This is a genomic window from Rhizobium sp. WYCCWR10014 (assembly GCF_001657485.1).
Taxonomy (GTDB): Bacteria; Pseudomonadota; Alphaproteobacteria; order Rhizobiales; family Rhizobiaceae; genus Rhizobium.
In genome coordinates this window covers 49,308-71,306 of the sequence record NZ_LXFU01000023.1, presented here as the reverse complement: position 1 = coordinate 71,306, position 21,999 = coordinate 49,308, and the positions used below count along the sequence as shown (strand labels likewise).

The following is a 21,999-nucleotide window of genomic DNA, read 5'->3' as shown; positions in this document are numbered from 1 at the left end:
GAACGACATTGGCAAACGTACAGGTTAGCGACGTCACCAAGAAATATGGCTCTCTTCAAGTCATGCACGGCGTCAGCGTCGACATCGAGGACGGCGAATTCGTCGTTCTGGTCGGCCCCTCCGGCTGCGGCAAGTCCACCCTGCTCCGGATGATCGCCGGGCTGGAGACGGTCAGCAGCGGAGACATCCGGATCGGCGGCCGTGTCGTCACCGACGCTCCTCCAAAGGAGCGCGACATCGCGATGGTCTTCCAGAGCTATGCGCTCTATCCCCACAAGACCGTCGCCGAGAACATGGGCTTTCCGCTGAAGATGGCCAAGCGGCCGAAGGCGGAGATCGACGAGAAGGTCGGCAGGGCGGCCGAGATCCTCGATCTGACGCGTTATCTCGACCGCTATCCGAAGCAACTGTCGGGCGGACAGCGTCAACGCGTGGCGATGGGCCGCGCCATCGTCCGAGATCCGAAGGTCTTCCTGTTCGACGAGCCATTGTCGAACCTCGACGCTAAACTCCGTGTCACCATGCGCGTCGAGATCAAGGAGCTTCACCAGCGGCTGAAGACCACCACCGTCTACGTCACGCACGATCAGATCGAGGCGATGACGATGGCCAACAAGATCGTGGTGATGCGCGACGGCAGGGTCGAGCAGATCGGCAAGCCACTCGATCTCTACGACTTTCCGGTCAACCTCTTCGTCGCCGGCTTCATCGGCAGCCCATCGATGAACTTCCTTCACGGCCGCATAGCCATCCGCGACGGCAGGAAGATCGTCGTCACTGACGAGGGAATCACCCTTCCGATGGCAGATACAAATGCGGATGAAGGACGAGCCGTTACCTACGGCATCCGACCGGAGCACATCACGATCGGCGAGGAAGGCGTTCCCGTCGAAGTCTCGGTGTTCGAGCCCACGGGTTCGGAGACATTGATCTTCGGCCGCACGGGAGGCGTGCCGATCGACGCCCTGATCCGCGAGCGTATCGAGGTCGACCCCGGACGGACGATGTACTTCCACATCGATCCCCGACGTGCGCATATCTTCGATCGGGAAACAGGCCAGAGACTTTAGGAGAACGATCCATGGACTTCAGAGGAAAGACGGTGATCGTGACCGGCGCAGGAAAAGGCATCGGACGCGAAATTGTAAGGATGCTCGTCGAACGGGGTGCGCAGGTCGTCGCCTTGACCCGCAGCGGCGCCGATGTCGAAGCGCTGCGAGGGGAATTCGGCTGCCGGGCAATCCAGGTCGATCTCGCAGACGCCGATGCGACCAGAGAGGCGGCGATCGCTGCCCTTCCCGCAGATTTCCTTATCAACTGCGCCGGCACAACCGAGCTTCAGCCGTTCCTGGAGACAACCGTCGAAGCATTCGACCGCCTTGTCGCGGTCAACACGCGTGCTCCGATGATCGTCGCCCAGGAATATGCCCGTTCGCTGATCAAGGAAGGCCGTCCAGGCGCCATCGTCAATGTCTCGTCGGTCGCATCCTTCGTCGGCATCCCCGACCACGCTGCCTATTGTGCGTCGAAGGGTGGATTGGACGGGTTGACGCGGGTCATGGCAAAGGAGCTTGCGCCTCACGGCATCCGCGCGAACGGCGTCCACCCGACGGTGACGTTGACGCCAATGGCGGTGAAGGCATGGAGCGATCCCGAGAAGGCGGCCGGGATGATGAAGCGTATTCCGGTCGGACGCTTCGCCGAGCCGGCAGACATTGCCGAGGTTGTTCTTTTCCTGCTGTCCGACCAGGCTGCCATGGTGAACGGCATATCGATGCCGGTGGACGGCGGCTACATGATTGCCTGACTCAGGACGAACGTGTCGTACGAGCCTGCGATTGCAATAGGGGATGCGGCGACGTCGACCGCCGCACCAACCGGCGCAGCTCATCTTGATCAACAAAATGATCCGTCACGCCAGCCTCCTTATCCGGATGGCTGAAGACAAGACCGTCTGAATCCTCAAGCTTCAGAGCTTGCTCCGTGTTCATGATCCCCAGTGCCTGGCGCTCGTACTCGGACTCAAGCGCCGCCTCGACGATGGCTTTTTTCTTGCGCATGTCCATTTCCTCCGTTGCTCAAAGGGTAACGGACGGGCGGACTCGCGGTTCCGATCAAGGCATCACGATATGCAAACAGTTGAAACGAACGCCCTCTGATATCCGCCGATACTGGCGACACCGCCTAACTCGGCGAGACGTCAGGCCCACCGGCGGCTCTTTGAATTAAGCGGGCAACCACTTCAGTGCGGTTCTGCGCCTGCAACTTGCGCATTATGTGTTGCAAATGCATCTTCACCGTATGCCCCGACAAATTGAGTTTTCCTGCAATGACCTTATTTGAACAGCCGCATTGCAACTCTGCGAGGACATCCGCTTCCCGGGGAGTGAAATCGGCAACTGCCAAATACTGCGTCCTCTCATCCAAGCTTTTTTCGGCCTCATTTCTGGCCGGCGTATGCTCGTTTGGGCCTGCTGTAACAACTCCCAATAGCTGCGGGAAAAATGTTCCTCCTGCCAGAACGAGACGAAGACCGGCAAGGGCAATGTCAATAGGGAGTGAAGTCGAGAAAAAGCCGCGGATGCCCATTTTGAGTGCCTGACGGGCTATGATGGCGTCATCCGTACCTGAGAGCAACGTGATAGGAGCCTCAGGAAAACGAGCAGCAATTGCCGCGAGATCATCACGCAGGCTGGTACTCTCGACACCTCTGCCGGCCAGACCTAACAGAATCAAGCGCACCTCAGTTCCAAGAGCTCGATCGAGACTCTCAGTCGAGATCAAATCTATAACGTTCCACCCAGCGATTTCACGCTCAAGAAGCTTCACCACTGTCGTACGCGCCAATGTAGAATGCTCAATGATGATCACAGTTGGTGCATTGCGCCCCATACGGCGCCTAGTTCCAGCAATGTCGGACACTTGCGTGCTCCCCCAGAATATTTGCAGCGCAACAGCTATTCATAATATTCCTGTTCTCACTACATGTCATGATAAAAAGTGAGTGTATTTCATATATTAATAGTCTGATCTCTCATGATAATTCTTATAGTCTATAAGATATCATCGATAGATAACTGGACTTGCACAGCATATTGAAGATCTTTTTCATGAAAGCCAGCCGGTTCGACTTGTCGCCATAGACTTTCCGGCCTTCGCCGAATTCACGTATGGCAAGCGGGTCAACAAAGCTTTCAAAGGCACTGAAAAGGCAACCGATCTGCGACAGACCCATTTAGGAAAGAGTCGTTGGATTTAGTGAGCAGCCGAACGGCTCGGCTTTGTTTCCCTACCTCAATTCAAAGCAGTCGCAGACCCGACAGCAAAACGACAAACGCGATAAGCAACAAAACCACAAGATCGCTGATTACCCGTTATGATTAGTGAAACTTGGCTCTAATGACGCGTTAATACCAGTTGTTTCACTCAGGCAGCACTACGTCGGCACCGCCAGATGCCGGACAGAGGCCACGGCCTCTGCCGGCCGAAATCGGCGGCAATGCCGATGAGGGTCATGGTGGAAGGTTCAGCATCTCCGTGAGCCCGCCGTTCAGTGCCATGGCGGCCAAGGAGGCGAATGCCGGGCGGCGGAAACAATATGGCTTGAAAGATCGCACGAAGAACGGTTTCGTGCAGTTGAGCCCCCACTACAGGTGGAGTCCATCTGCTAGCTGTGCATGAAGTCCAGAATGTCGTTTACGAGAGCCGAATGGGCGTCTGTGAGGTTCCCATCTCCACCGTGGCCTGCGATGCCGGCCAACTGAAGCGCTTGCTGATCATAGAGAACATGATCGGCCTGCTGGGCATCCGCCGTCCCACCGGCGGGAACGGCAATGTTGATGGGATGGAAATAGCCGAAATTGACGTCTACCATGCTGCCGGTTGACGATCCGTCCCCACCGCCGCCACCCGCGTGATTGCCGGTAAAAATCGTATCTGACGACAGATTAAAGCCACCGCCATTGCCGCCGATACCTGCGATCTGCACAGTGCCCTGATCGAAAATGACATTGTTTGTCTGATGAGCCTCTGCGGAGCCGCCCGCGGCGCCGACGGCGATGTTGATCGGTGAGAAGATGGCAATACTCACGTCGACCATGCTGCCGACAAAATATCCATCGCCGCCATGGCCCGCATAAAAGTCGCCGGTCAATGTGAGCGCAGTTCCCGGGCTCATCGACGTGCCGTGGCTCGCGACGTTATGGTCTCCGCCCGAGCCGCCCATGCCGCCAATCTGGGTCGCGCCCTGCAGGAACAGGGCGTTGTTCGATTGCTCGGCGTGAGCCTCCGCGCCGGGGCCTGCAGCCACAGCAGTGTTCACGGGGGCAAACAGCGCGACTTCGGTGCTGACGAGTCCACCGTAGAAGAGCCCATTGCCCCCGGTGCCGGCATGATTGGCGCCATCGCCGCCGCCGATGGCAACATTGCCGCTTCCACCATTCCCGCCTATCCCCGCCATTTCGGTGGGATGCTGATTGATGAGCGCGTCGTTGCCCTGGAAAGCATCGGCACCCGAATGAGGTCCCGCAATGGCGGCATTGGACGGCGTGAAGACGGCCAACGCGTTGCTGCTGATCACGCCTTCGCTGACCCCGTCACCACCGCTGCCAGCTGAATTATGGCTCGGACCGGAAGCGACACCCAATGGAAGCCAAGTCGGCACCAGCGCCAGATGCCCCGCGGCCACATTGGAGGCGAGGTGTTGATCGGTGCCCGCCTTGGGCAAGTCTTCCAATAGGGAACGAGTTTCCGCCATTACCGTCTCCATCCGCGGTCAACCGCACGTCTACCGAGCGTGCGGCGCCATGCAGCGTGAATTGTTCAGGCATTGTGCCTCTGAACGGAAGAAAAGCGGAGCCTGCAATTCGTCTACATCCCGTCGGCTAGGGCTGTAGCCATTTGGCTGTCATGACCGCAGCGCCCGTTGCGCGCGTTTGCGAGCACTAAATCCGCCTTTGGATCAGAGGTCCCGATGTCGCTTCGAAGAGGTCGCAGACATGATCGACCATGCCACCCTGCACCAAATCACTAAGTACCAATCCAAATAACGCTCCGCCACATCCAAGTATACGCCCGAATGAACGTCACCGAATATCTAGATAGGCCACAGATTAAATCGCAGGCAATATTCGCCGGCGGTTGTATTGGCTGCGGTGACTTGCTGGAACGCACGCCGTAGGGGGACGCCGTAAAACGAACACGGATGAAACCAAGTAGAGGAGTGAAATCAATGCCTATTCCACAGATATCCGACACGATTCATCTCAACAACCCGGATGCGGGTGACGCGAATGCCGGCAACGGCGGTGATGGCCACAACGATGGGAACATCAACTACAACCCGGTTGCATATGTAGACCCCGTGCAAACGGTCTACGGGGCAACGACCGATCTGCACAATGGCGATCACGTTTGGCAGAAGGCAGGTTGGGACGCCGGCAGTGGCGGAGACGGCGGCTTTGCTCAGGCCAAGAACGGCTTCCTGGCTGCGGTCACGAACAGCGGCGACGGCGGCGCGGGGGGAGATTCAAACTCCAACGGCAGCCAAGGAAACTCGAGCGGCGGCGACACGGCTACCGTGAATGCGGCTACGACCGCGACACAATATACGCAGCTTGTGGCCGATCAGCATGCGACCATCCTCGCAGGCGTCGGCGGCAACGGCGGCAACGGAAACAACGCTCTGGGCGGCGATATCTCGTCAGCTCTGGTTCACACGGATCCCGAAACGACGACGGTGAACAATTCTCTTGATCACTTCATAAACGCCTTCGGCCATATCGACGTCGACCATCTCGGCTCCTGAATTCAGACCTCAAGGGCCGCTGGTTTCGGCCGGCGGCCCTCAAGGTAAGCAGCCTCTACTTGTCAGTATCAAGTGCAGCGAGATCTGATAATGACAACAATTTCCATAAAGCCACCGCGCCTGCCGACACAGCTTGTTGTTGCGCTCCGGGCTTGTGCCGGGGCATTCGGGCTGGTCTTCCTCTATAGCTGCGGCTACAATCTCTTTCTTCTCGCGCCTTCCATCTATCTCCTGCAGATCTATGACAGGGTCCTCTCGAGCCGAAGCGCCGACACGCTGCTGATGCTGACGATGATCATCGCCATCGGCGTGATGGTCGGGTCCACGCTGGATATCGTGCGCAGGGCAGCTCTTTCGCGCATCGGCAGTTGGCTGGACCACAGGCTGCGGCCCATGGTGCTGACAGCATCGTTCGAATATGCCGCTCGCGCCGATACGGGAGCCGCTACGGAATGCTACAGGGACCTGGCCGCACTACGCCAGTTCCTCGACTCACCGGCTAGCTCGCTCTTTTTTGATGTTCCCTGGGCACCCGTATTCCTGTTCCTGCTCTTTCTCGTTCATCCGCTGCTTGGGGCCATCGGTCTTCTGAGCGCGCTTGCACTTCTGCTGTTTGCATTCCTGACGGAACTGGCGACGCGAGAGCCGCTTGCCTACGCCAATCTTGCCCTTTCGAGGAGCTATATCCGATTTGCGACCGCCCTCAAAAACATCGAGGTCATCAGGGCAATGGGTATGCAGGATGGCGCAGCGCTGATCGTCTATCGCGATGCGGAGATGGCAAGAAGGGCGCAGGACATCGCGATGCATCGCACCGAGATCATTCTTGGTTTCTCCAAATCGATCCGCACACTCGCGCAGATCCTCATGATGGGATCCGCCACCTGGCTGGTGCTCGCAAACAACGGCAGTGCCGGGATCATCTTCGTTGCGAGCCTGCTGCTCGGGCGCGGGCTTGCACCAATCGAGGGCGCAATAGGTGCTTGGCGCTCCTTTACGTTTGCGCGCAATGCCTTCAATCGCTTGAACAGAATGCTGATATCAGTTGCATCGGAACACGATGCCCGAATGGTGCCGCTACCGGAACCCAGTGGCCTCGTTCTCGATAATGTCAGCTATATCAAGCCATTCGCCGATCGGCCGATATTGACTGATATCACCTTGCGCCTCGCCCCCGGCGATTGCATAGCGCTCATCGGTCCGTCGGGATCGGGAAAATCGACACTAGGTCGCGTCATGGCAGGCGTTGTGCCGGCAACGAGCGGATATGCTCTTCTCGGTGGGGTCGATATCTCAGCTCTGCGCCTTTGCGGCGGGACCTGCCACGTCGGATACCTGCCGCAGGACATCGAACTCTTCGGCGGAGCAATCAAGGATGTGATCGGCCGGCTGGACGGAGGAGATCCCGGGAAAGCGATCGACGCCGCAAAGCTGGTTGGCTTGCATGAAGCGATCATGCGGCTGCCGCAGGGCTACGAGACCGATATCGGTGAAGGTGGAAACCTGCTCCTTCGGGCTCAGCGCCAACAGCTGGGACTGGCACGGGCTGCCTACGGAAATCCGTCTCTTATCGTTCTCGACGATCCGAATTCGAGCCTGGATTATGACGGCGAACGCATGCTGTTTGCGGCAATCGAGCGCATGAAATCCAGGGGGATGACCGTCGTTATCATAACGCACCGGATGGGGATCCTGCCGGTCACCAACAAGATTGCCATCATGCGTAACGGGACGGTGGCTGCCTTCGGCGACAGCGAGCGGATTTATGAAACCTATCTTCAGCCACCGTCTCGAACAGGAACATAGGGAGAAACGCTGCCATGGCCCTTGTTCAACTGGACGCAACGCCGGCGAGATTTTCAAATTCGCCAAGGACGGGTCGGCGGTTGGCCAGGCAACAGACGGCCTATTTGCCGGTGATCGAGTCGAAACAGCGCGGACCCGCTCCCCCTTCGCCCATGCCGGGGCTCAGAGGCGTTGTCTGGACGGGCAACCTGTTGATCCTGGTCTTCATCGTCGGATTGGGAATCTGGTCGGTTCTGGCGCCGCTGAAAAGCGCTGCAGTCGCATCGGGCGTCATCGAACCGGAATCCAGCCGCAAGACCATTCAGCATCTGGAAGGCGGGATCGTGCGACGGATCCTCGTCAAAAACGGCGATGCGGTCATGGGCGGGCAAATCGTGATGGAGCTCGATGATACGAAGTCTCGCTCGGAGCGCGACAGCATTCAAGGGCAACTTTGGGACGCCGAAGGAAGCCGCGCCCGCCTGCTCGCAGAGCAGACGGGCGGCGACCATGTCGCCTATCCTGAGGATCTCAGGGCAGCAATGGACAGATATCCTTCGGTCAGCGCGATTCTGATCGGGCAGCAGAAAATCTTCGAAGCCCGTCGCCGGGTCATGCAGGCGGAAATTCAGATCGCCAATGAAAAAATCGCGCAGGTGCGGCAGGAAATCGTCGGACTTGGCGCGCAGAAGGCAGCACTGGCCGACAGAGCGACAATCTCGGGCCAAGAACTGGATCAGGTTACGATCCTCAGCGCCAAAGGTCTGGAAAGAAGGAGCAGACTTCTCAACCTCCAGCGGGAAAAGGCAGACCTTGATGGCCAGCAGGGTCAAGTAGAGGCACAGATCGCTCGCGCCTACCAGGTGATCAGCGGATCGCAGGCCGATCTCGCAAAGCTTGAGAGCGACCGGTTGAGCGAAGTCGCCCAAGGCATGCGCGAGACGGAGAGCCGGATCATGCAACTGCGCGAGCGCTTGCGGGCGATCGACGACCAACTCTCAAGGACCGATATCCGTGCTCCCGAAGACGGAACGATCATGAACCTGCGCATCCACACATCAGGTGGGGTGATCGGCGCGGGTGAACCGCTCGTCGATCTTCTGCCACGCACCGATCGCCTTGTCGTGTCTGCCCACGTCAGGCCGGAAGACATTAGTCTCGTCCGTGCGGGGCTCGAGGCGCAGGTTCACCTCCTTCCATACAATCAGCGGCGCGTTCCGCTCCTGAAGGGTCGGGTCGAGTATGTATCGGCGGACCGTCTTACCGATCCGCAGAGCGGCCAGCCCTACTTTGCCGCGACGATCCGTGTCACGGACGAGCGGTTGGCGAAAATGAAAGATGTCGAATTGGTCGCGGGCATGCCCGCACAGACACTGATCGAAACGGGCAAAAGCAGCGTGGCGCTTTATGCCGTCAGACCACTCCTCGACAGTTTCAACAGAGCATTTCGCGAGGACTGAGGCGGTGATGGGCAAGCGAAAATTCGACGACGACCAGATTACCGGTATTCTGAAGGAGCACCAAGCCGGGGTGACGGTGGCAGATGTTTGCCACAGGTACGGCATCAGCGAGCCGACCTTCTATCGATGGCAATCCCTGCAGTTCGGGAATGTCGGTCTCCATGCCAAAAGGTTGAGAGCACTGGAGGAAGAGAACCAGAAGCTCAAGAAGCTTTTGGCCGAATCCATGCTCTCGGCGGCAACACTGAGCGAGATGCTGGCGAAGACATCGAAAGGGCGAAACTAAGCTCTATACAGAGGGGTTTGTTGGCCCGCCTTCTGGCCCTGCATTTCAGGAGCGCGGCATCATGTTTTATAGAGGGAGCCTCCTCAAGTGGGGGCAAAGGGATACGGCTCGAAAAGCAGCAAGCTCGATCACAACGTGGCCGCCCGGCGCGTCTACGTCTTCAAGCGCCGGGTGTCGATGGTACGTCGGCGGTCATCAGTCCTCCCATGTGGGGATGCGTATGCATCAAGCCACATCGGCAAGGTCGACGTCCAGCGCGCTGGCGATCGACCTGAGTGCGTCCAGGGAGCCCTCCTTCTTTCCGGTCTCGATTTCGGAAAGATAGGGCTGGGAGAGCCCGGACTTTTCAGCCAGCTCCTTGATGCTCATGCCGCGATGCTTACGGAATACCCGGACAGGATCTTCGCCGGCGATCAGCGCCTTGACGACGTCTTCAGGCCAGGTCTCTTCGCCAGCGTCGATACGCGCCTTTGCGGCACGCGCGTCGCTGACGTCGACAAGATCCTGATAGTCGTCTTCGGAAAGCAGCACGTACCCCTTGCCATCGATGGTCAATTTCTGGATTTCACCCATGGTGGTCTCCTATTCGTTTTAGATGTCGCCGCGTGGGCCGGCCTTGATGACAAGGACCTGCATGGCCGCAAACACTTTATAGAAGAGTGCGGATGTGAAAAAGCGCAATGAAAACAAGACTGATAGCAGTGGTGCCCAGGACCGGAATCGAACCAGTGACACGCGGATTTTCAATCCGCTGCTCTACCAACTGAGCTACCTGGGCTAACCTGCTTCCGATGGTCCCTTTCAGAAAAGGAACCGCGAGGCCTTGGTTCACCCCGGAAGCGAGCGGGGTTATAGCATCTTGTTCGGCCATGGCAAGCGTCAAATGACTCTTTTTTGACGGTCTTTCCGGCTTTGCCGATTCATGAGGAAAAATAAGAGCTTCGCACGCGGAATTCTCCAAAGCGCGTCGCATCGAATTGGATTTACGGGACGCGCTTCAACTCTTTTTTGCTGCATGTCATTGTCCCAAAACCGCTGCGCAATTTTGGGCGGCATGCATCAGCTTTCCTCATCCGGATAATCGGCCTTCGTCTCATCGTCGGCAACCGGAATGGCATAGGCGCCAGTCAGCCAGCGGGACAGATCGGCCTCGCGGCAGCGGTTGCAGCAGAAGGGGTAATGTTCGCGGTGGGAAGGTTTGCCGCATTCGGGGCAAGGGCGGGTCTTGCGCAGCGGTTCGACCTTGGCGGCCGCTTTCTTGTCTTCAGGCATATCGGTTTGTCCTATGCGATCGGCCGTCGGGCTCAGCCCTCGGGCCACCGGCTATGCACATCGAAGCCTTCGCCGGTCAAAAGCAGAATGGTTTCATAAAGCGGCAGGCCGACGACATTGGTGTAGGAGCCCACCATCTTCTGCACGAAGGTGCCGGCGAGGCCCTGGATGCCGTAGGCGCCTGCCTTGCCGCGCCACTGGCCGGAGGCCAGGTAGTTCTCGATCTCGAAACCGGAGAGACGCTTGAAGCGTACCTTGGTCTCGACGATCTTTTGACGGGTCTTGCGATCCGGCGTCACCAGGCAAACGCCGGTGTAGACCATATGGTTGCGTCCCGAGAGGAGATGCAGCGAGTTCAACGCCTCGTCGGCGAACTCAGCCTTGCCGAGGATGCGCCGGCCGACGGCGACCACCGTATCGGCAGACAGGATATAGCTGCCCTTCCAGGTGATATCGCCCTTGATGGCGGCAAGGGCAGCTTCCGCCTTCTCAGCCGAAAGCCTGCGGGCGAGCGAACGCGGATGCTCCGACTTCTTCGGCGCCTCGTCGATATCCATCGGCATCAGGCGCGAGGGCTCGATACCGGCCTGGTTGAGCAGGTCGACGCGCCGGGGCGAGCCTGAGGCCAGAATGAGCTTGTATTTCAGCGCCATGGAACCTCGACCATCGGCAGACGGGAGCAAAAACCCTTGCAGGACCTTCGGGCGAACTTACTTGAAACGGTAGGTGATGCGGCCTTTGGTCAAATCGTAGGGCGTCATTTCCACAAGCACCTTGTCGCCGGCGAGAACGCGGATGCGGTTCTTGCGCATGCGACCGGCGGTGTGGGCGATGATCTCGTGTTCGTTTTCGAGCTTCACGCGGAACGTCGCATTCGGCAGAAGTTCGGTGACGATTCCCGGGAATTCGAGGACTTCTTCTTTAGGCATATAAGTGTTTTCTTCCTGTGCGTTGAATAGGCAGCGCAGCGCGCGCCTTTAAAATTTGGGCGGAAACTACACAATCAACGCAGGTTTGTGAACCTCGTTGATCAGGCTTTCCTTTATTTGTTTTCATGCCGATTGCGCGGCAATGCCATTTCGTTTGAGTAGCCGGCTTTCGATGAGGCCGGCCAGGTGATCGCGGACCTCGCGGTAGCTCTCCAGAATCTGCTCGCGCGTTCCGATTGCAACCGTCGGATCCATGGTCGGCCAATAGACTACATCGACCGCATTCGACCGCGTCAGCTCGAGTGCTGCATGATGGGCCTGGGGCGACAGCGTGATGATCAGATCGAAGTAGTCGTCCTCGAGTTCTTCTAGCGTCTGCGGCAGGCGGCGCCCAAGGGAAAGCCCGATCTCCTCAAGCACGACATCCACAAAGGGATCGCGCTCACCGGCGCGAACGCCGGCGGACCTGATATAGGTATTGGCCGGCAGAATGCTACGGGCGATCGCTTCGGCCATCGGCGAGCGGATGGCATTCATCCCGCACATGAAGAGGATGGCGCCCGGCCGCTTTCCCTCCTCGACGTCGGCGGCGCGCTCCATTGCCGTCATCCGCGCCAGTAGAGCACGCAGACCAGCGTGAAAAGGCGCCGGGCGGTATCGAAATCGACCTCTATCTTGCCGGCCAGCCTATCCTTCAGCGTCTGCGAGCCTTCATTGTGGATGCCGCGCCGGCCCATGTCGATCGCCTCGATGCGGCTCGGCGTCGACGAACGGATCGCTTCGTAATAGCTCTCGCAGATCATGAAGTAATCCTTGACGATCCGCCGGAACGGCGTGAGCGACAGGATATGGGTGGCGACGCCGCCGCCCTCTTCGGTGGTGATGGCAAAAACCAGCTTCGAATCGACCAGCGAAATGTTCAGCCGGTAGGGTCCGCCGCCATGGCCGAGCGGCTCGAACCGGTTCTCCTCGATCAGATCGAAGATGGCGACGGCGCGCTCATGCTCGACATCGGGCGTCGAACGGCCGATCGTATCGTCAAGGACGACGTCGCAAAGCCGGAATTCGCCCTTCGCCATGCCCTCACCTTTCGAGGTTGAGGCGGATCGCGACCGATCGCGCATGGGCATCGAGGCCTTCGGAAACGGCAAGGGCGATCGCCGCCGGGCCGAGGGTGCGGAGCTGCTCGGGCCCGAGACGCAGGATCGAGGTGCGCTTGACGAAATCGAGGACCGAAAGGCCGGAGGAGAAGCGTGCCGACCGCGCCGTCGGCAGCACATGGTTCGAACCGCCGACATAATCGCCGATCACCTCAGGCGTATGAGCGCCGATGAAGATCGCGCCGGCATTGCGGATGCCGTCGAGCAGCCGGTCCGGATTGAAGACGGCGAGCTCCAGATGCTCGGCAGCGATACGGTTTGCCAGCGGAATGGCCTGTTTCAGATCGGCAACCAGGATGACAGCACCGAAATCGCGCCAGCTTGCTGCCGCCGTATCGGCGCGGTTCAGCGTTTTCAGCTGACGTTCGACCGCCTGCTCCACCGCCTTGCCGAATGCGGCATCGTCAGTGATGAGGATCGCCTGGGAACTGACGTCGTGCTCGGCCTGCGCCAGGAGGTCGGCGGCGATCCAATCCGGATTGTTGTCCTTGTCTGCAATGACAAGCACCTCGGAGGGACCAGCGATCATATCGATGCCGACGGTGCCGAAGACATGGCGCTTGGCAGCAGCGACATAGGCATTGCCGGGGCCGGTGATCTTGGCGACCGGGGCGATCGTCTCGGTGCCATAGGCAAGAGCCGCGATCGCCTGGGCGCCGCCGACACGATAAATCTCCGTGACGCCGACAAGCTTGGCGGCGGCAAGCACCGCCGGGTTGACGTGGCCGCCAGTGGCAGGAACGGCGATGACGATGCGATCGACGCCGGCGACCTTGGCCGGCACGGCGTTCATCAGCACCGAACTCGGATAGCTCGCGGTGCCGCCCGGAACATAGAGGCCGACCGCTTCGATCGCCGTCCAGCGCGAGCCGAGACTGACACCCAGATCATCCTCGTAGATATCGTCCTTCGGCAACTGCCGGCGATGGTGGGATTCGATGCGGAGTGCCGCGAGCTTCAGCGCCCCCAGCACTTCCGAAGGCACCGCCTCGACGGCGGCGTCGATCTCTTCAGGCGTGACACGCATCGGGACGGTGGCGTAATCGATGCCGTCGAATTTCAGCGAATATTCGGCCAGCGCCACATCGCCTCGGGCGCGCACGTCATCGATGATGGCGCGAACGACCACGTTCACATCCTCGGAGACTTCACGCTTCGTCGTCAGAAAGGCGGCAAAATGCTGCTCGAAACCTTCCGATGCCTGATCCAGCCAGATTGCCAAGGCGATATTCCTTCCCAACTCGAAACTGCGATGTTCAAACTTTCGGCGTCATGTCAGCGGTGGCGAGGCTTGGAGGAAGCCTCCCAGGCGCCGCCGATATCGGCCAGCTGGACCTCGATGCATTCGACATCGAGCGCAATCGAGGCCGTGCCGGACAGCGACAGCTCGATCGTGCCCTCGGGCCCCTCGCCCTTCTGCTCGAAGCGCAGCGCCAGCAGCGACAGCACCTCGTCGCGTTTGCCGCGATCGATGCCGAGCGAGCGGACGGCAAGCACGCGCTTGAAAACCAGGGCTGCACGACGGCGCTCGAAACCCCTGCGCTTGCGCTCGGCACCTTCCCAGACGAAACGATTGGCGGCAAGCGCGAACTGCGCGTCGCGCGGCGACCAGTCGATGTCGCCGACCTTGAAGACGCTGTCCTGCATATGCGCGGACATGATCGCAAGATCCTCGTTATCGAGCGCAACAAGTTTCAGGTCGGTCATTCAGCCTCATCCCATTACCGGCCTGGGCCGGGCACCGCCGGAATGGCGATGCGTCAGACAAGGGAAATAAGGCGCGGCGACCAATTACGCAACCGGGATGAACAGTGCTTACTCGCTGATGCGCTCGACGATGGCGCCGCAGCGGGTCAGCTTCTCCTCGAGCCGCTCGAAACCACGGTCGAGGTGATAGACGCGGGAGACCGTGGTTTCGCCCTCGGCGGCAAGGCCGGCGATGACGAGCGAGACGGAGGCGCGCAGATCGGTCGCCATAACAGGCGCACCGCGCAGGCGCTCGACACCTTCGATCTTCGCCGTCTGGCCGGACAGCGAGATCCTGGCGCCGAGGCGGGCAAGCTCCTGCACGTGCATGAAACGGTTTTCGAAGATGGTCTCGGTGACATGCGAGACGCCGGAAGAGCGGGTCATCAGCGCCATGAACTGCGCCTGCAGATCGGTCGGGAAGCCCGGGAAAGGATCGGTGACGATATCGACCGGCTTGATGCCGGCGCCGTTGCGCTTGATGCGCATGCCATTGTTGGTCGACGAGATTTCCGCGCCGGCGCGGCGCAGCGTTTCCACCGCGGTCTCGAGCAGCGCCACATCGGTATTCTCGAGCACGACGTCGCCGCCGGCCATGGCGACGGCCATGGCATAGGTGCCGGTCTCGATGCGATCCGGCAGGACGCGGTGGCGAGCGCCGGAGAGCGAGGTGACGCCTTCGATGGTGATCGTCGCAGTACCCGCGCCCGATATCTTGGCGCCCATGGCGTTCAGGCAGTTGGCGAGATCGACGACCTCAGGCTCGCGGGCGGCATTGCCGATGACAGTCGTGCCGCGGGCAAGCGTTGCCGCCATCATCATCACATGGGTGGCGCCGACGGAAACCTTCGGGAAGGTGTAGCGCGCGCCGATCAGGCCGCCATTCGGCGCCTTGGCGTTGATATAACCGGCATCGATCTCCATGCTCGCGCCGAGCGCCGTCAGCCCTTCGATGAAGAGATCGACGGGACGGGTGCCGATGGCGCAGCCGCCCGGCAGCGAAACGCGGCAATGGCCTTCGCGCGCCAGCAACGGCCCGATGACCCAGAAGGAGGCGCGCATCTTCGAGACCAGTTCATAAGATGCTGTCGTATCGACGATCGTGCGGCAGGTGAAGTGGATCGTGCGCGAATAGGAATCTTCCTGGCGCTCGCGGCGGCCGTTGACGGCGACATCAACGCCGTGATTGCCGAGAATGCGCATCAGCAATTCGACATCGGCCAGATGCGGCACGTTTTCGAGCGTCAGCGTATCGCTGGTCAGAAGCGAGGCGATCATCAGCGGCAGTGCGGCATTCTTGGCGCCGGAAATCGGAATGATGCCATTCAGCTCATTACCGCCAACGATTCTGATACGATCCATGTGCGCTTACGGGCCGCGCCCGCCTTTCCTGAAAGTTCTGCCTTGGAATAAGGAGTGAGGTGTTTAGGGGATTTATCGACACGCTTCAATTCGCGACGGACGGAACATTACGATTCGTCCATTTTTGCGGCGGGCAGCCCATTTGTTTCGTCGGCTTGGCCCGAACGGCGGGCGCGGACCTGCTGTTTGCGTCGCCCCAGATTTTCCCTGAGCTTTTCGGCGGCGCGCTCGCGGCGCAGTTTCGCCTGTGCTTCGATCGCTTGCTTGCGGCTCTGCTGGCCGGTTTCGGTCTTTTCGTTCATGCGACAGGATTAGCCGAATTCGCGCCAATCCAAAAGGCCCGTCATTGCAATCGACGCGAAGTTGGAATTTGCGGCTTGCGCTGGCCGCCAAGCTGTGGCAATAGCCCCCCGTTCTCGCGATTGAGCCACACGGCTCGCACGGGTCCTGGTCCTGCTGCCGTAGCTCAGTGGTAGAGCACACCCTTGGTAAGGGTGAGGTCGGTGGTTCAATCCCACTCGGCAGCACCAGTTTTCTCGTAAAAATCTGACTTCACTTCCTGCGCGCTCGGCAAGACTAACGACAAGTGGGAAGCAGCACCGTGCTGTCAGCGCAATCGGGAATTTCGGTTACTTCGACATGATAAGCTATGAACGGGGAAAACTGCCATAGGTCGAACATTTCTCTTGTTACCAAGTCTTCACCTGGAATTGGCGCATGAGGCCACGAAGTCGTCCCATCGTAGATGCCTTCGACATACCACCGATAAAAATTCTCCGACCAGAGATAGGCGCCGAGGTCTATCACCGTCCCCTCACCGTGCCGCCCGAGCGTAGCCCGCAAGTATTCCCGCTGCAGTCTTGGGAGTGTCTCTATGGAGAGACGCGTCAAGAGAGCGTCTTCAGCAGACATCTCTGCCCCACGGGCGAGGTCCGGCATTGCCAAAGCCCCGCAGAGAAAAGCAACCTGGATCAGATTTCGACCTAAACCCATGTGGAGCCCTCAGCTTCGAGAGTATGGTAGCGATGATGCCGCGCCCACGCCATCGGATTTGGTTGCACCCTCCAAAAATTCCCCTCGCATTGGGGCGTCATGATTGCAAATTCCAACGAAATTCTTGGCCCCCGCCCACCGGTCGCTTGGTGAATGTCATCAAGAGGACATTTCGCCTCACCGGCTGCAATCCATTCCGCCCATTGCTGCCGGCAAAAATCACGCTAGAGTATTAACTATCGCAAAGTCTCCCCGGAGGAACTGGGAGATGCTGCGCTTCGTTTCTGTCGACAATCGTGGAGGAGCGTCAATGGCAACTGAAAGATGGAACAGCCCGGTCAAGGTTGGTTTCGAAGGTGCCGATGCGCGAACGGTCAATGGGCCGTTTGATGCGCTGAAGTGCCTGGCGGATCTGTGGCCGAGTATGCGCGGGCTTCGTTATATCAAGGCCCGCAGCGCCTGCCGGGCGGCGCTCGATGGGCGCAAGAGCGTGGAAGAAGCAAGAGCCGAGTTTCTGGCGGCAGCCGAAGAGGCGAAGCTGAAGTTGCATTGAACTGGCGCATAATGCTTTCCGAAAATCGATTCCGATTTTCGGGGTTATGCGCTGCACTTCGGCAAGGAATTTCGGGCGATTTTCGCCTTCTGGGCGCGCAAGCGTGCCGGAACGGAACAATGCTTTAATTTTAGTTTAACCCTGCAACAAATGCGTGCCGGGATTTGATGCGACAGGCGTTGCGCCTGGTACAGCTGCATCAATAGAAGATGCCCAGCCATCATGATGATGGTTAGAGGCTCGTACCCTCTGCGGAAACGCAGGCGAGCCTCGTCCGAGCAAGCCCGGACGTCTTCAGCAGTCCGCGCCGCCCTCATTCTCGATCTCGACATAGCCGACACCGATGATCGTGCCATCCGCCGCGCGGATGAAGGAAGGGAGATAGTGAGGCTCTACCGGTGTGCAGGCGACCGTCCCGGTATATTCGTTGAGGGCGATCTGGTCTTTCGGCAAAGCGGAATAATTAGTGCCGGTTTCCAGCGAAGCATGGGCGGAGCCGGCAAAGACACCACAACCCACTATCAAGGTCGTTGCCCAGAGGCGAGGAAGCAACTGCATGAGAGTCTCCAGCGTTTAGGTCCGGCCTTTCAACACGCGAGAGAGCAGTTTGGTTCCCTTCTTGCATCGCAAAGACATGAGCGCGAGCCGGCTAGCGTCGCAGCAAGCGAGCACGCACATAACCCCGGCCGACGACGCCCTCGGCGATCTCGATCGCCCGCTCGACATCACCCCGCCGGCGCACGAAACCCTCCAGGATGACATAGGAGCCCGATATGCTGACGGTGATTTCGCCGGCTTCGAAATCGGCGGCCGCATGAAGGGCGCTTTCCACCGCGGCCCGCGTCGCGGCATCGCTGTGGCCCTGCCGGCCGGGCTCGCCATGCCCCGTGAATGCTGGAAAGCCGAGCACCGTGAACGTTTCCTAATGTAGGTTGATGTCTGTTAACGCCGCAGCGACGCATTCGTTGCGTCCCCCGGAAAAGAAGAGCCTGTTCGACAGCGATACTTGCGCGGTGGCATGGGCTACCCTTGGCGAAAGGCGACGCCGCTTCCATATCTGGCTGCAGTCGAAAGAGGGATGATGACGATGAAAGCGCTTCTGCCCGCCTTGTTTGCCGGGGCTTTGCTTGCCGGCTGCTCCTCGGCCGATACGCCGGCGCTGGAACCTATTCCCGGCAGCATTACCTATGGCGGCCAGCCGCGAACGAAGCTCAGCAAGTCGCCCGTCGGCAGCGCCGTCTACAACCAGTTCTACAACGGGACGGGACAGCGCGTGGAGGAAACCTATATCCTTCAGCCCGACCGGAGCCTGAAGCTGGTGCGGCGCGAGATCGGCCCGGATTTCCCCGATTGACGCCACCCATGCGCCGCGGCGCTTGACAGGGACGGCAATCGCGAACATTCAAGGAACATCTAATTTTTCCCCAGTGATTCTGCGGGAGCCCGACCGGACGGCTGGATGTACCTCGAAAAGCTCAATCCGCAGCAGCGCATGGCCGTCGAGCATGGCACGCTCATCGACGGCAACCATATTGCCGGGCCGCTGCTGGTCATTGCCGGCGCCGGCTCCGGCAAGACCAATACCTTGGCGCATCGCGTCGCCCATCTCATCGTCAAGGGCGCCGATCCCCGCCGCATCCTGCTGATGACCTTCGCGCGCCGGGCAGCCGCCGAGATGGCGCGGCGCGTCGAGCGCATCTGCCGCGACGTGCTTGGTTCGAATGCCGGCGTCATGGCGGACGCGCTTTCCTGGTCCGGCACCTTCCATGGCATCGGCGCCCGGCTGTTGCGCGATTATGCGGAGCAGATCGGTCTCGATCCTGGGTTTACCATCCACGACCGCGAAGACAGTGCCGATCTGATGAACCTGATCCGGCACGACCTCGGCTTCTCGAAGACGGAAAGCCGTTTTCCCACAAAGGGCACGTGCCTTGCCATCTATTCCAGGGCGGTGAATTCGGAAACCGCGCTCGACCTCGTGCTGCGCGACGTCTTTCCCTGGTGCGCGACGTGGGAGAAACAGCTGCGCGAACTTTTCGCCTGTTATGTCGAGGCCAAGCAGAGCCAGAACGTGCTCGATTACGACGATCTGCTGCTCTACTGGGCGCAGATGGTCGGCGAGACTGTCATTGCCGAGGATATCGGCAGCCGCTTCGACCATGTGCTGGTCGACGAATATCAGGACACCAATCGGCTGCAGGCCTCGATCCTGCTGGCGCTGAAGCCCGGCGGCCAGGGGCTGACCGTCGTCGGCGACGATGCGCAGTCGATCTATTCCTTCCGCGCCGCGACGGTCCGCAACATCCTCGATTTTCCCGCCGCCTTCAGCCCGGCCGCCAATATCGTCACGCTCGACCGCAACTACCGCTCGACGCAGCCGATCCTCGCCGCCGCCAACGCCGTCATCGACCTCGCCTCGGAGCGCTTCACCAAGAACCTCTGGACCGAACGGCAATCGTCCGAGCGGCCGCGCCTGGTCACGGTGCGCGACGAGGCCGAGCAGGCGCGCTACGTCGCCGACATGGTGCTCGACAACCGCGAGGAAGGCCTCACGCTCAAGCAGCAAGCCGTGCTCTTCCGCGCCTCGCATCACAGCGGGCCGCTGGAGGTCGAGCTGACCCGGCGCAACATCCCCTTCGTCAAGTTCGGCGGGCTGAAATTTCTCGACAGCGCGCATGTGAAGGACATGCTCGCCGCGCTTCGCTTCGCGCAGAATCCGCGCGACCGGGTGGCGGGCTTCCGGCTGATGCAGATCCTGCCCGGTGTCGGGCCGTCGACGGCGCAGAAGACGCTCGACCTGATGGCCGAGGATGCCAGCCCGATTTCTGCTCTCGCTGCCATGCCGGCGCCACCGCGCTCCGGCGAGGACTGGACAATGTTCGTTTCGATGCTGCAGGAGCTGAAGACCGGCAAGGCCGGCTGGCCGGCGGAAATCGGCCTGGCGCGGCAATGGTACGCGCCGCATCTGGAACGGCTGCACGAGGACGCAGCAACGCGGCAGGCCGACCTGCTGCAGCTCGAGCAGATCGCTAGCGGTTATGCCTCGCGCGAGCGTTTCCTCACCGAGGTCACCCTCGATCCGCCGGATGCGACCAGCGACCAAGCGGGCGTGCCGCTTCTCGACGAAGACTATCTCATCCTGTCGACGATCCATTCCGCCAAGGGCCAGGAATGGACGAGGGTCTTCATGCTGAACGTCGTCGACGGCTGCATACCGAGCGATCTCGCCGTCGGCACCACCGCCGAAATCGAAGAGGAGCGCCGGCTGCTCTATGTCGCCATGACCCGCGCCCGGGATGGTCTCGACCTTGTCGTGCCGCAACGCTTCTTCACCTATGGGCAGAACTCGCAGGGTGACCGGCATGTCTATGCCTCACGCAGCCGCTTCATTCCGGCAACCCTGCTGCAATTCTTCGAGGCCTGCAGCTGGCCGCTGGTGAAATCGGAGACCGCCGCTCAAGCGCACGTGCGGCAGATGCGCATCGATGTCGGCGCCCGCATGCGCGGCATGTGGCGATAGATCGACTAGTGTGTCAGAGTGAAAGCGGCGGTTCGGCCGGTTTCAGGAAATGCTCGATCCTTGCTGCTTCAACAGCCTCGACAGATGCCGGCGACCATTTCGGATTGCGGTCCTTGTCGATGACGGCGGCGCGGATGCCCTCGAAGAAATCGGGATTATCAAGCATCTGCAGACAGGCGCCGAGTTCTCGGCCGAGGCATTCGGCCAACGAAGCACTGCGGCGGCCGGCTCTCAGCAGCCGCAAAGCGAGCTTCATACTGGTCGGTGAACGCGTCAGCATCACCCGGCGCGTCTCGGCGGCGAATTCGCCTTCCTCCCCGACAAGCGCCGCCAGGATTTCCTCGACGCTGTCAAAACGGAATGCGCGATCGATTACCGCCGCGTTCTGCCGCAGCCGGCTTTCTCCCTGAGGCTCAGACAGCGCCTGCAGCACGACATCGACATCGCCGGATGAGCTGGCGCGCGGCAGGGCGGAGAGAGCATCGATCGCTTCGCCGAGCCGCGACGAGGCGATCTGAAGGTCGGCAAGGCGGGCGTGGATCGCATCGGCAGCACCAATATCGAGCCCTGTCAGGCCGAGCCATGTTCCGGCCTCGCCGGGCGCACGCGGCAGCAGCCAGGTGGCGCCGACATCCGGGACATAGCCGATACCGGTTTCGGGCATGGCAAGTCGCGTGCGCTCGGTGACGATGCGGTGGCGGCCGTGCGACGACAGCCCGACGCCGCCGCCCATGGTGATGCCGTCCATCAGCGCGACATAGGGTTTTGGGTAGGAGGCAATCAGATGGTTGAGGCGGAATTCCTCGCGCCAGAAGCTTGCCGCGAGACCGTCGCCGGTGCGGGCGCTCTCATGCAGGGCGCGGATATCGCCGCCGGCGCAGAAGCCGCGTTCGCCTTCCCCCATCATCGCGACGCTTACCACCTCGGGATCATCGACAAAATCCTGAAGGGCCGCAGTGATCGTCCGGATCATCGGCAGCGTCAGGCTGTTCAGCGCCCGCGGCCGGTTGAGCCCAATCACGCCTGCGGTGCCCCGCCGTTCAATGATGACTTCGCCGTCTTGCATGGTTCACCTCATCTGTTGCGACCATGAATAGACGACGGTGAAGCATCACTCCAGTCGATTT

25 protein-coding genes and 2 tRNA genes are annotated in these 21,999 nt (G+C 60.2%); 10 read left to right on the top strand and 17 right to left on the bottom strand.

Annotated elements, in window-relative coordinates:
- Nucleotides 1–8: 8 nt before the first annotated feature.
- Together ugpC and A6U98_RS02620 are read left to right on the top strand one after the other, a co-directional pair.
- Nucleotides 9–1,070, top strand: coding sequence for a sn-glycerol-3-phosphate ABC transporter ATP-binding protein UgpC (gene ugpC, locus A6U98_RS02625; RefSeq protein ID WP_064647813.1), 1,062 nt, complete (start codon nucleotides 9–11; stop codon nucleotides 1,068–1,070).
- Nucleotides 1,071–1,081: 11 nt separating this feature from the next.
- Entirely contained in the window at nucleotides 1,082–1,807 is a 726-nt protein-coding gene (locus tag A6U98_RS02620; RefSeq protein WP_064647811.1) for an SDR family oxidoreductase, read from the top strand.
- Nucleotide 1,808: 1 nt separating this feature from the next.
- On the opposite strand, the gene A6U98_RS02615 is transcribed toward A6U98_RS02620, so the two are convergent.
- The 3 genes from A6U98_RS02615 to A6U98_RS02600 all read right to left on the bottom strand — a co-directional run bounded on the left by A6U98_RS02615 (nucleotide 1,809) and on the right by A6U98_RS02600 (nucleotide 4,756).
- Nucleotides 1,809–2,066: a hypothetical protein gene (locus tag A6U98_RS02615; protein WP_064647809.1), complete on the bottom strand. Its 258-nt coding sequence runs from the start codon at nucleotides 2,064–2,066 to the stop codon at nucleotides 1,809–1,811.
- A 118-nt stretch (nucleotides 2,067–2,184) separates the two neighbouring features.
- Nucleotides 2,185–2,949, bottom strand: a complete 765-nt coding sequence (locus tag A6U98_RS02610; RefSeq protein WP_064647807.1) for a response regulator transcription factor — start codon at nucleotides 2,947–2,949, stop codon at nucleotides 2,185–2,187.
- Nucleotides 2,950–3,667: 718 nt separating this feature from the next.
- Nucleotides 3,668–4,756, bottom strand: a complete 1,089-nt coding sequence (locus A6U98_RS02600; protein WP_064647803.1) for a hypothetical protein — start codon at nucleotides 4,754–4,756, stop codon at nucleotides 3,668–3,670.
- A gap of 474 nt (nucleotides 4,757–5,230) precedes the next feature.
- Between A6U98_RS02600 and A6U98_RS02595 the strand changes: the two genes are divergently transcribed.
- The 4 genes from A6U98_RS02595 (at nucleotide 5,231) to A6U98_RS02580 (ending at nucleotide 9,337) form a co-directional block, all read left to right on the top strand.
- Nucleotides 5,231–5,806: a hypothetical protein gene (locus A6U98_RS02595; RefSeq protein ID WP_003545387.1), complete on the top strand. Its 576-nt coding sequence runs from the start codon at nucleotides 5,231–5,233 to the stop codon at nucleotides 5,804–5,806.
- A 90-nt stretch (nucleotides 5,807–5,896) separates the two neighbouring features.
- Nucleotides 5,897–7,612: a type I secretion system permease/ATPase gene (locus A6U98_RS02590; protein ID WP_064647800.1), complete on the top strand. Its 1,716-nt coding sequence runs from the start codon at nucleotides 5,897–5,899 to the stop codon at nucleotides 7,610–7,612.
- Nucleotides 7,613–7,626: 14 nt separating this feature from the next.
- A complete protein-coding gene (locus A6U98_RS02585; RefSeq protein WP_064647798.1) occupies nucleotides 7,627–9,051 on the top strand; it encodes an HlyD family type I secretion periplasmic adaptor subunit in 1,425 nt (474 codons plus the stop codon).
- A gap of 7 nt (nucleotides 9,052–9,058) precedes the next feature.
- Nucleotides 9,059–9,337, top strand: a complete 279-nt coding sequence (locus tag A6U98_RS02580) for a transposase (RefSeq protein WP_064647796.1) — start codon at nucleotides 9,059–9,061, stop codon at nucleotides 9,335–9,337.
- Between the two features lie 225 nt (nucleotides 9,338–9,562).
- Here A6U98_RS02580 and A6U98_RS02575 read toward each other — a convergent pair whose 3' ends face one another.
- The 11 genes from A6U98_RS02575 to A6U98_RS02525 form a co-directional block, all read right to left on the bottom strand.
- A complete protein-coding gene (locus A6U98_RS02575) occupies nucleotides 9,563–9,910 on the bottom strand; it encodes a helix-turn-helix transcriptional regulator (protein ID WP_064647794.1) in 348 nt (115 codons plus the stop codon).
- A gap of 129 nt (nucleotides 9,911–10,039) precedes the next feature.
- A tRNA-Phe gene (locus A6U98_RS02570) sits at nucleotides 10,040–10,115 on the bottom strand.
- A gap of 281 nt (nucleotides 10,116–10,396) precedes the next feature.
- Entirely contained in the window at nucleotides 10,397–10,609 is a 213-nt protein-coding gene (gene yacG / locus A6U98_RS02565; RefSeq protein WP_064647792.1) for a DNA gyrase inhibitor YacG, read from the bottom strand.
- A 32-nt stretch (nucleotides 10,610–10,641) separates the two neighbouring features.
- Nucleotides 10,642–11,262: a Maf-like protein gene (locus tag A6U98_RS02560; protein ID WP_064647789.1), complete on the bottom strand. Its 621-nt coding sequence runs from the start codon at nucleotides 11,260–11,262 to the stop codon at nucleotides 10,642–10,644.
- A gap of 57 nt (nucleotides 11,263–11,319) precedes the next feature.
- Nucleotides 11,320–11,538 carry a translation initiation factor IF-1 gene (infA, locus tag A6U98_RS02555; protein ID WP_003545338.1) on the bottom strand — a complete coding sequence of 73 codons (219 nt, stop codon included), beginning with the start codon at nucleotides 11,536–11,538 and terminating at the stop codon, nucleotides 11,320–11,322.
- A gap of 123 nt (nucleotides 11,539–11,661) precedes the next feature.
- Nucleotides 11,662–12,147 carry a low molecular weight phosphatase family protein gene (locus A6U98_RS02550; protein WP_197496332.1) on the bottom strand — a complete coding sequence of 162 codons (486 nt, stop codon included), beginning with the start codon at nucleotides 12,145–12,147 and terminating at the stop codon, nucleotides 11,662–11,664.
- A complete protein-coding gene (locus A6U98_RS02545; protein ID WP_064647785.1) occupies nucleotides 12,144–12,617 on the bottom strand; it encodes a UPF0262 family protein in 474 nt (157 codons plus the stop codon). Before A6U98_RS02545 ends, A6U98_RS02550 begins: the two co-directional genes overlap by 4 nt.
- 4 nt (nucleotides 12,618–12,621) lie before the next feature.
- Nucleotides 12,622–13,920 carry a histidinol dehydrogenase gene (gene hisD, locus A6U98_RS02540; protein WP_064647783.1) on the bottom strand — a complete coding sequence of 433 codons (1,299 nt, stop codon included), beginning with the start codon at nucleotides 13,918–13,920 and terminating at the stop codon, nucleotides 12,622–12,624.
- Nucleotides 13,921–13,973: 53 nt separating this feature from the next.
- Nucleotides 13,974–14,405 carry a DUF2948 family protein gene (locus tag A6U98_RS02535; protein WP_064647781.1) on the bottom strand — a complete coding sequence of 144 codons (432 nt, stop codon included), beginning with the start codon at nucleotides 14,403–14,405 and terminating at the stop codon, nucleotides 13,974–13,976.
- Between the two features lie 108 nt (nucleotides 14,406–14,513).
- Nucleotides 14,514–15,806, bottom strand: coding sequence for a UDP-N-acetylglucosamine 1-carboxyvinyltransferase (gene murA, locus A6U98_RS02530; protein ID WP_064647779.1), 1,293 nt, complete (start codon nucleotides 15,804–15,806; stop codon nucleotides 14,514–14,516).
- Nucleotides 15,807–15,913: 107 nt separating this feature from the next.
- A complete protein-coding gene (locus tag A6U98_RS02525; RefSeq protein ID WP_003556333.1) occupies nucleotides 15,914–16,108 on the bottom strand; it encodes a hypothetical protein in 195 nt (64 codons plus the stop codon).
- Between the two features lie 153 nt (nucleotides 16,109–16,261).
- On the opposite strand from A6U98_RS02525, the gene A6U98_RS02520 reads away from it, so the two are divergent.
- Both A6U98_RS02520 and A6U98_RS02510 read left to right on the top strand, forming a co-directional pair.
- A tRNA-Thr gene (locus A6U98_RS02520) sits at nucleotides 16,262–16,336 on the top strand.
- A gap of 773 nt (nucleotides 16,337–17,109) precedes the next feature.
- Complete coding sequence (locus tag A6U98_RS02510; protein WP_011650393.1) at nucleotides 17,110–17,352, top strand: DUF982 domain-containing protein; 243 nt, start codon at nucleotides 17,110–17,112, stop codon at nucleotides 17,350–17,352.
- 294 nt (nucleotides 17,353–17,646) lie between these two features.
- On the opposite strand, the gene A6U98_RS02500 is transcribed toward A6U98_RS02510, so the two are convergent.
- Together A6U98_RS02500 and A6U98_RS02495 are read right to left on the bottom strand one after the other, a co-directional pair.
- Entirely contained in the window at nucleotides 17,647–17,910 is a 264-nt protein-coding gene (locus A6U98_RS02500; protein WP_064647773.1) for a hypothetical protein, read from the bottom strand.
- A gap of 91 nt (nucleotides 17,911–18,001) precedes the next feature.
- The gene (locus tag A6U98_RS02495) at nucleotides 18,002–18,262 is read right to left on the bottom strand and encodes a BON domain-containing protein (RefSeq protein ID WP_064647771.1); all 261 of its coding nucleotides are present in this window, start codon (nucleotides 18,260–18,262) and stop codon (nucleotides 18,002–18,004) included.
- Between the two features lie 177 nt (nucleotides 18,263–18,439).
- Here A6U98_RS02495 and A6U98_RS02490 point away from each other — a divergent pair, with 177 nt between their 5' ends.
- Nucleotides 18,440–18,706: a membrane protein gene (locus A6U98_RS02490; protein WP_027666312.1), complete on the top strand. Its 267-nt coding sequence runs from the start codon at nucleotides 18,440–18,442 to the stop codon at nucleotides 18,704–18,706.
- A 105-nt stretch (nucleotides 18,707–18,811) separates the two neighbouring features.
- Nucleotides 18,812–20,872, top strand: a complete 2,061-nt coding sequence (locus A6U98_RS02485) for an ATP-dependent helicase (RefSeq protein WP_064647769.1) — start codon at nucleotides 18,812–18,814, stop codon at nucleotides 20,870–20,872.
- Nucleotides 20,873–20,885: 13 nt separating this feature from the next.
- On the opposite strand, the gene A6U98_RS02480 is transcribed toward A6U98_RS02485, so the two are convergent.
- Nucleotides 20,886–21,938, bottom strand: a complete 1,053-nt coding sequence (locus A6U98_RS02480) for an enoyl-CoA hydratase/isomerase family protein (protein WP_064647767.1) — start codon at nucleotides 21,936–21,938, stop codon at nucleotides 20,886–20,888.
- Nucleotides 21,939–21,999: the final 61 nt, after the last annotated feature.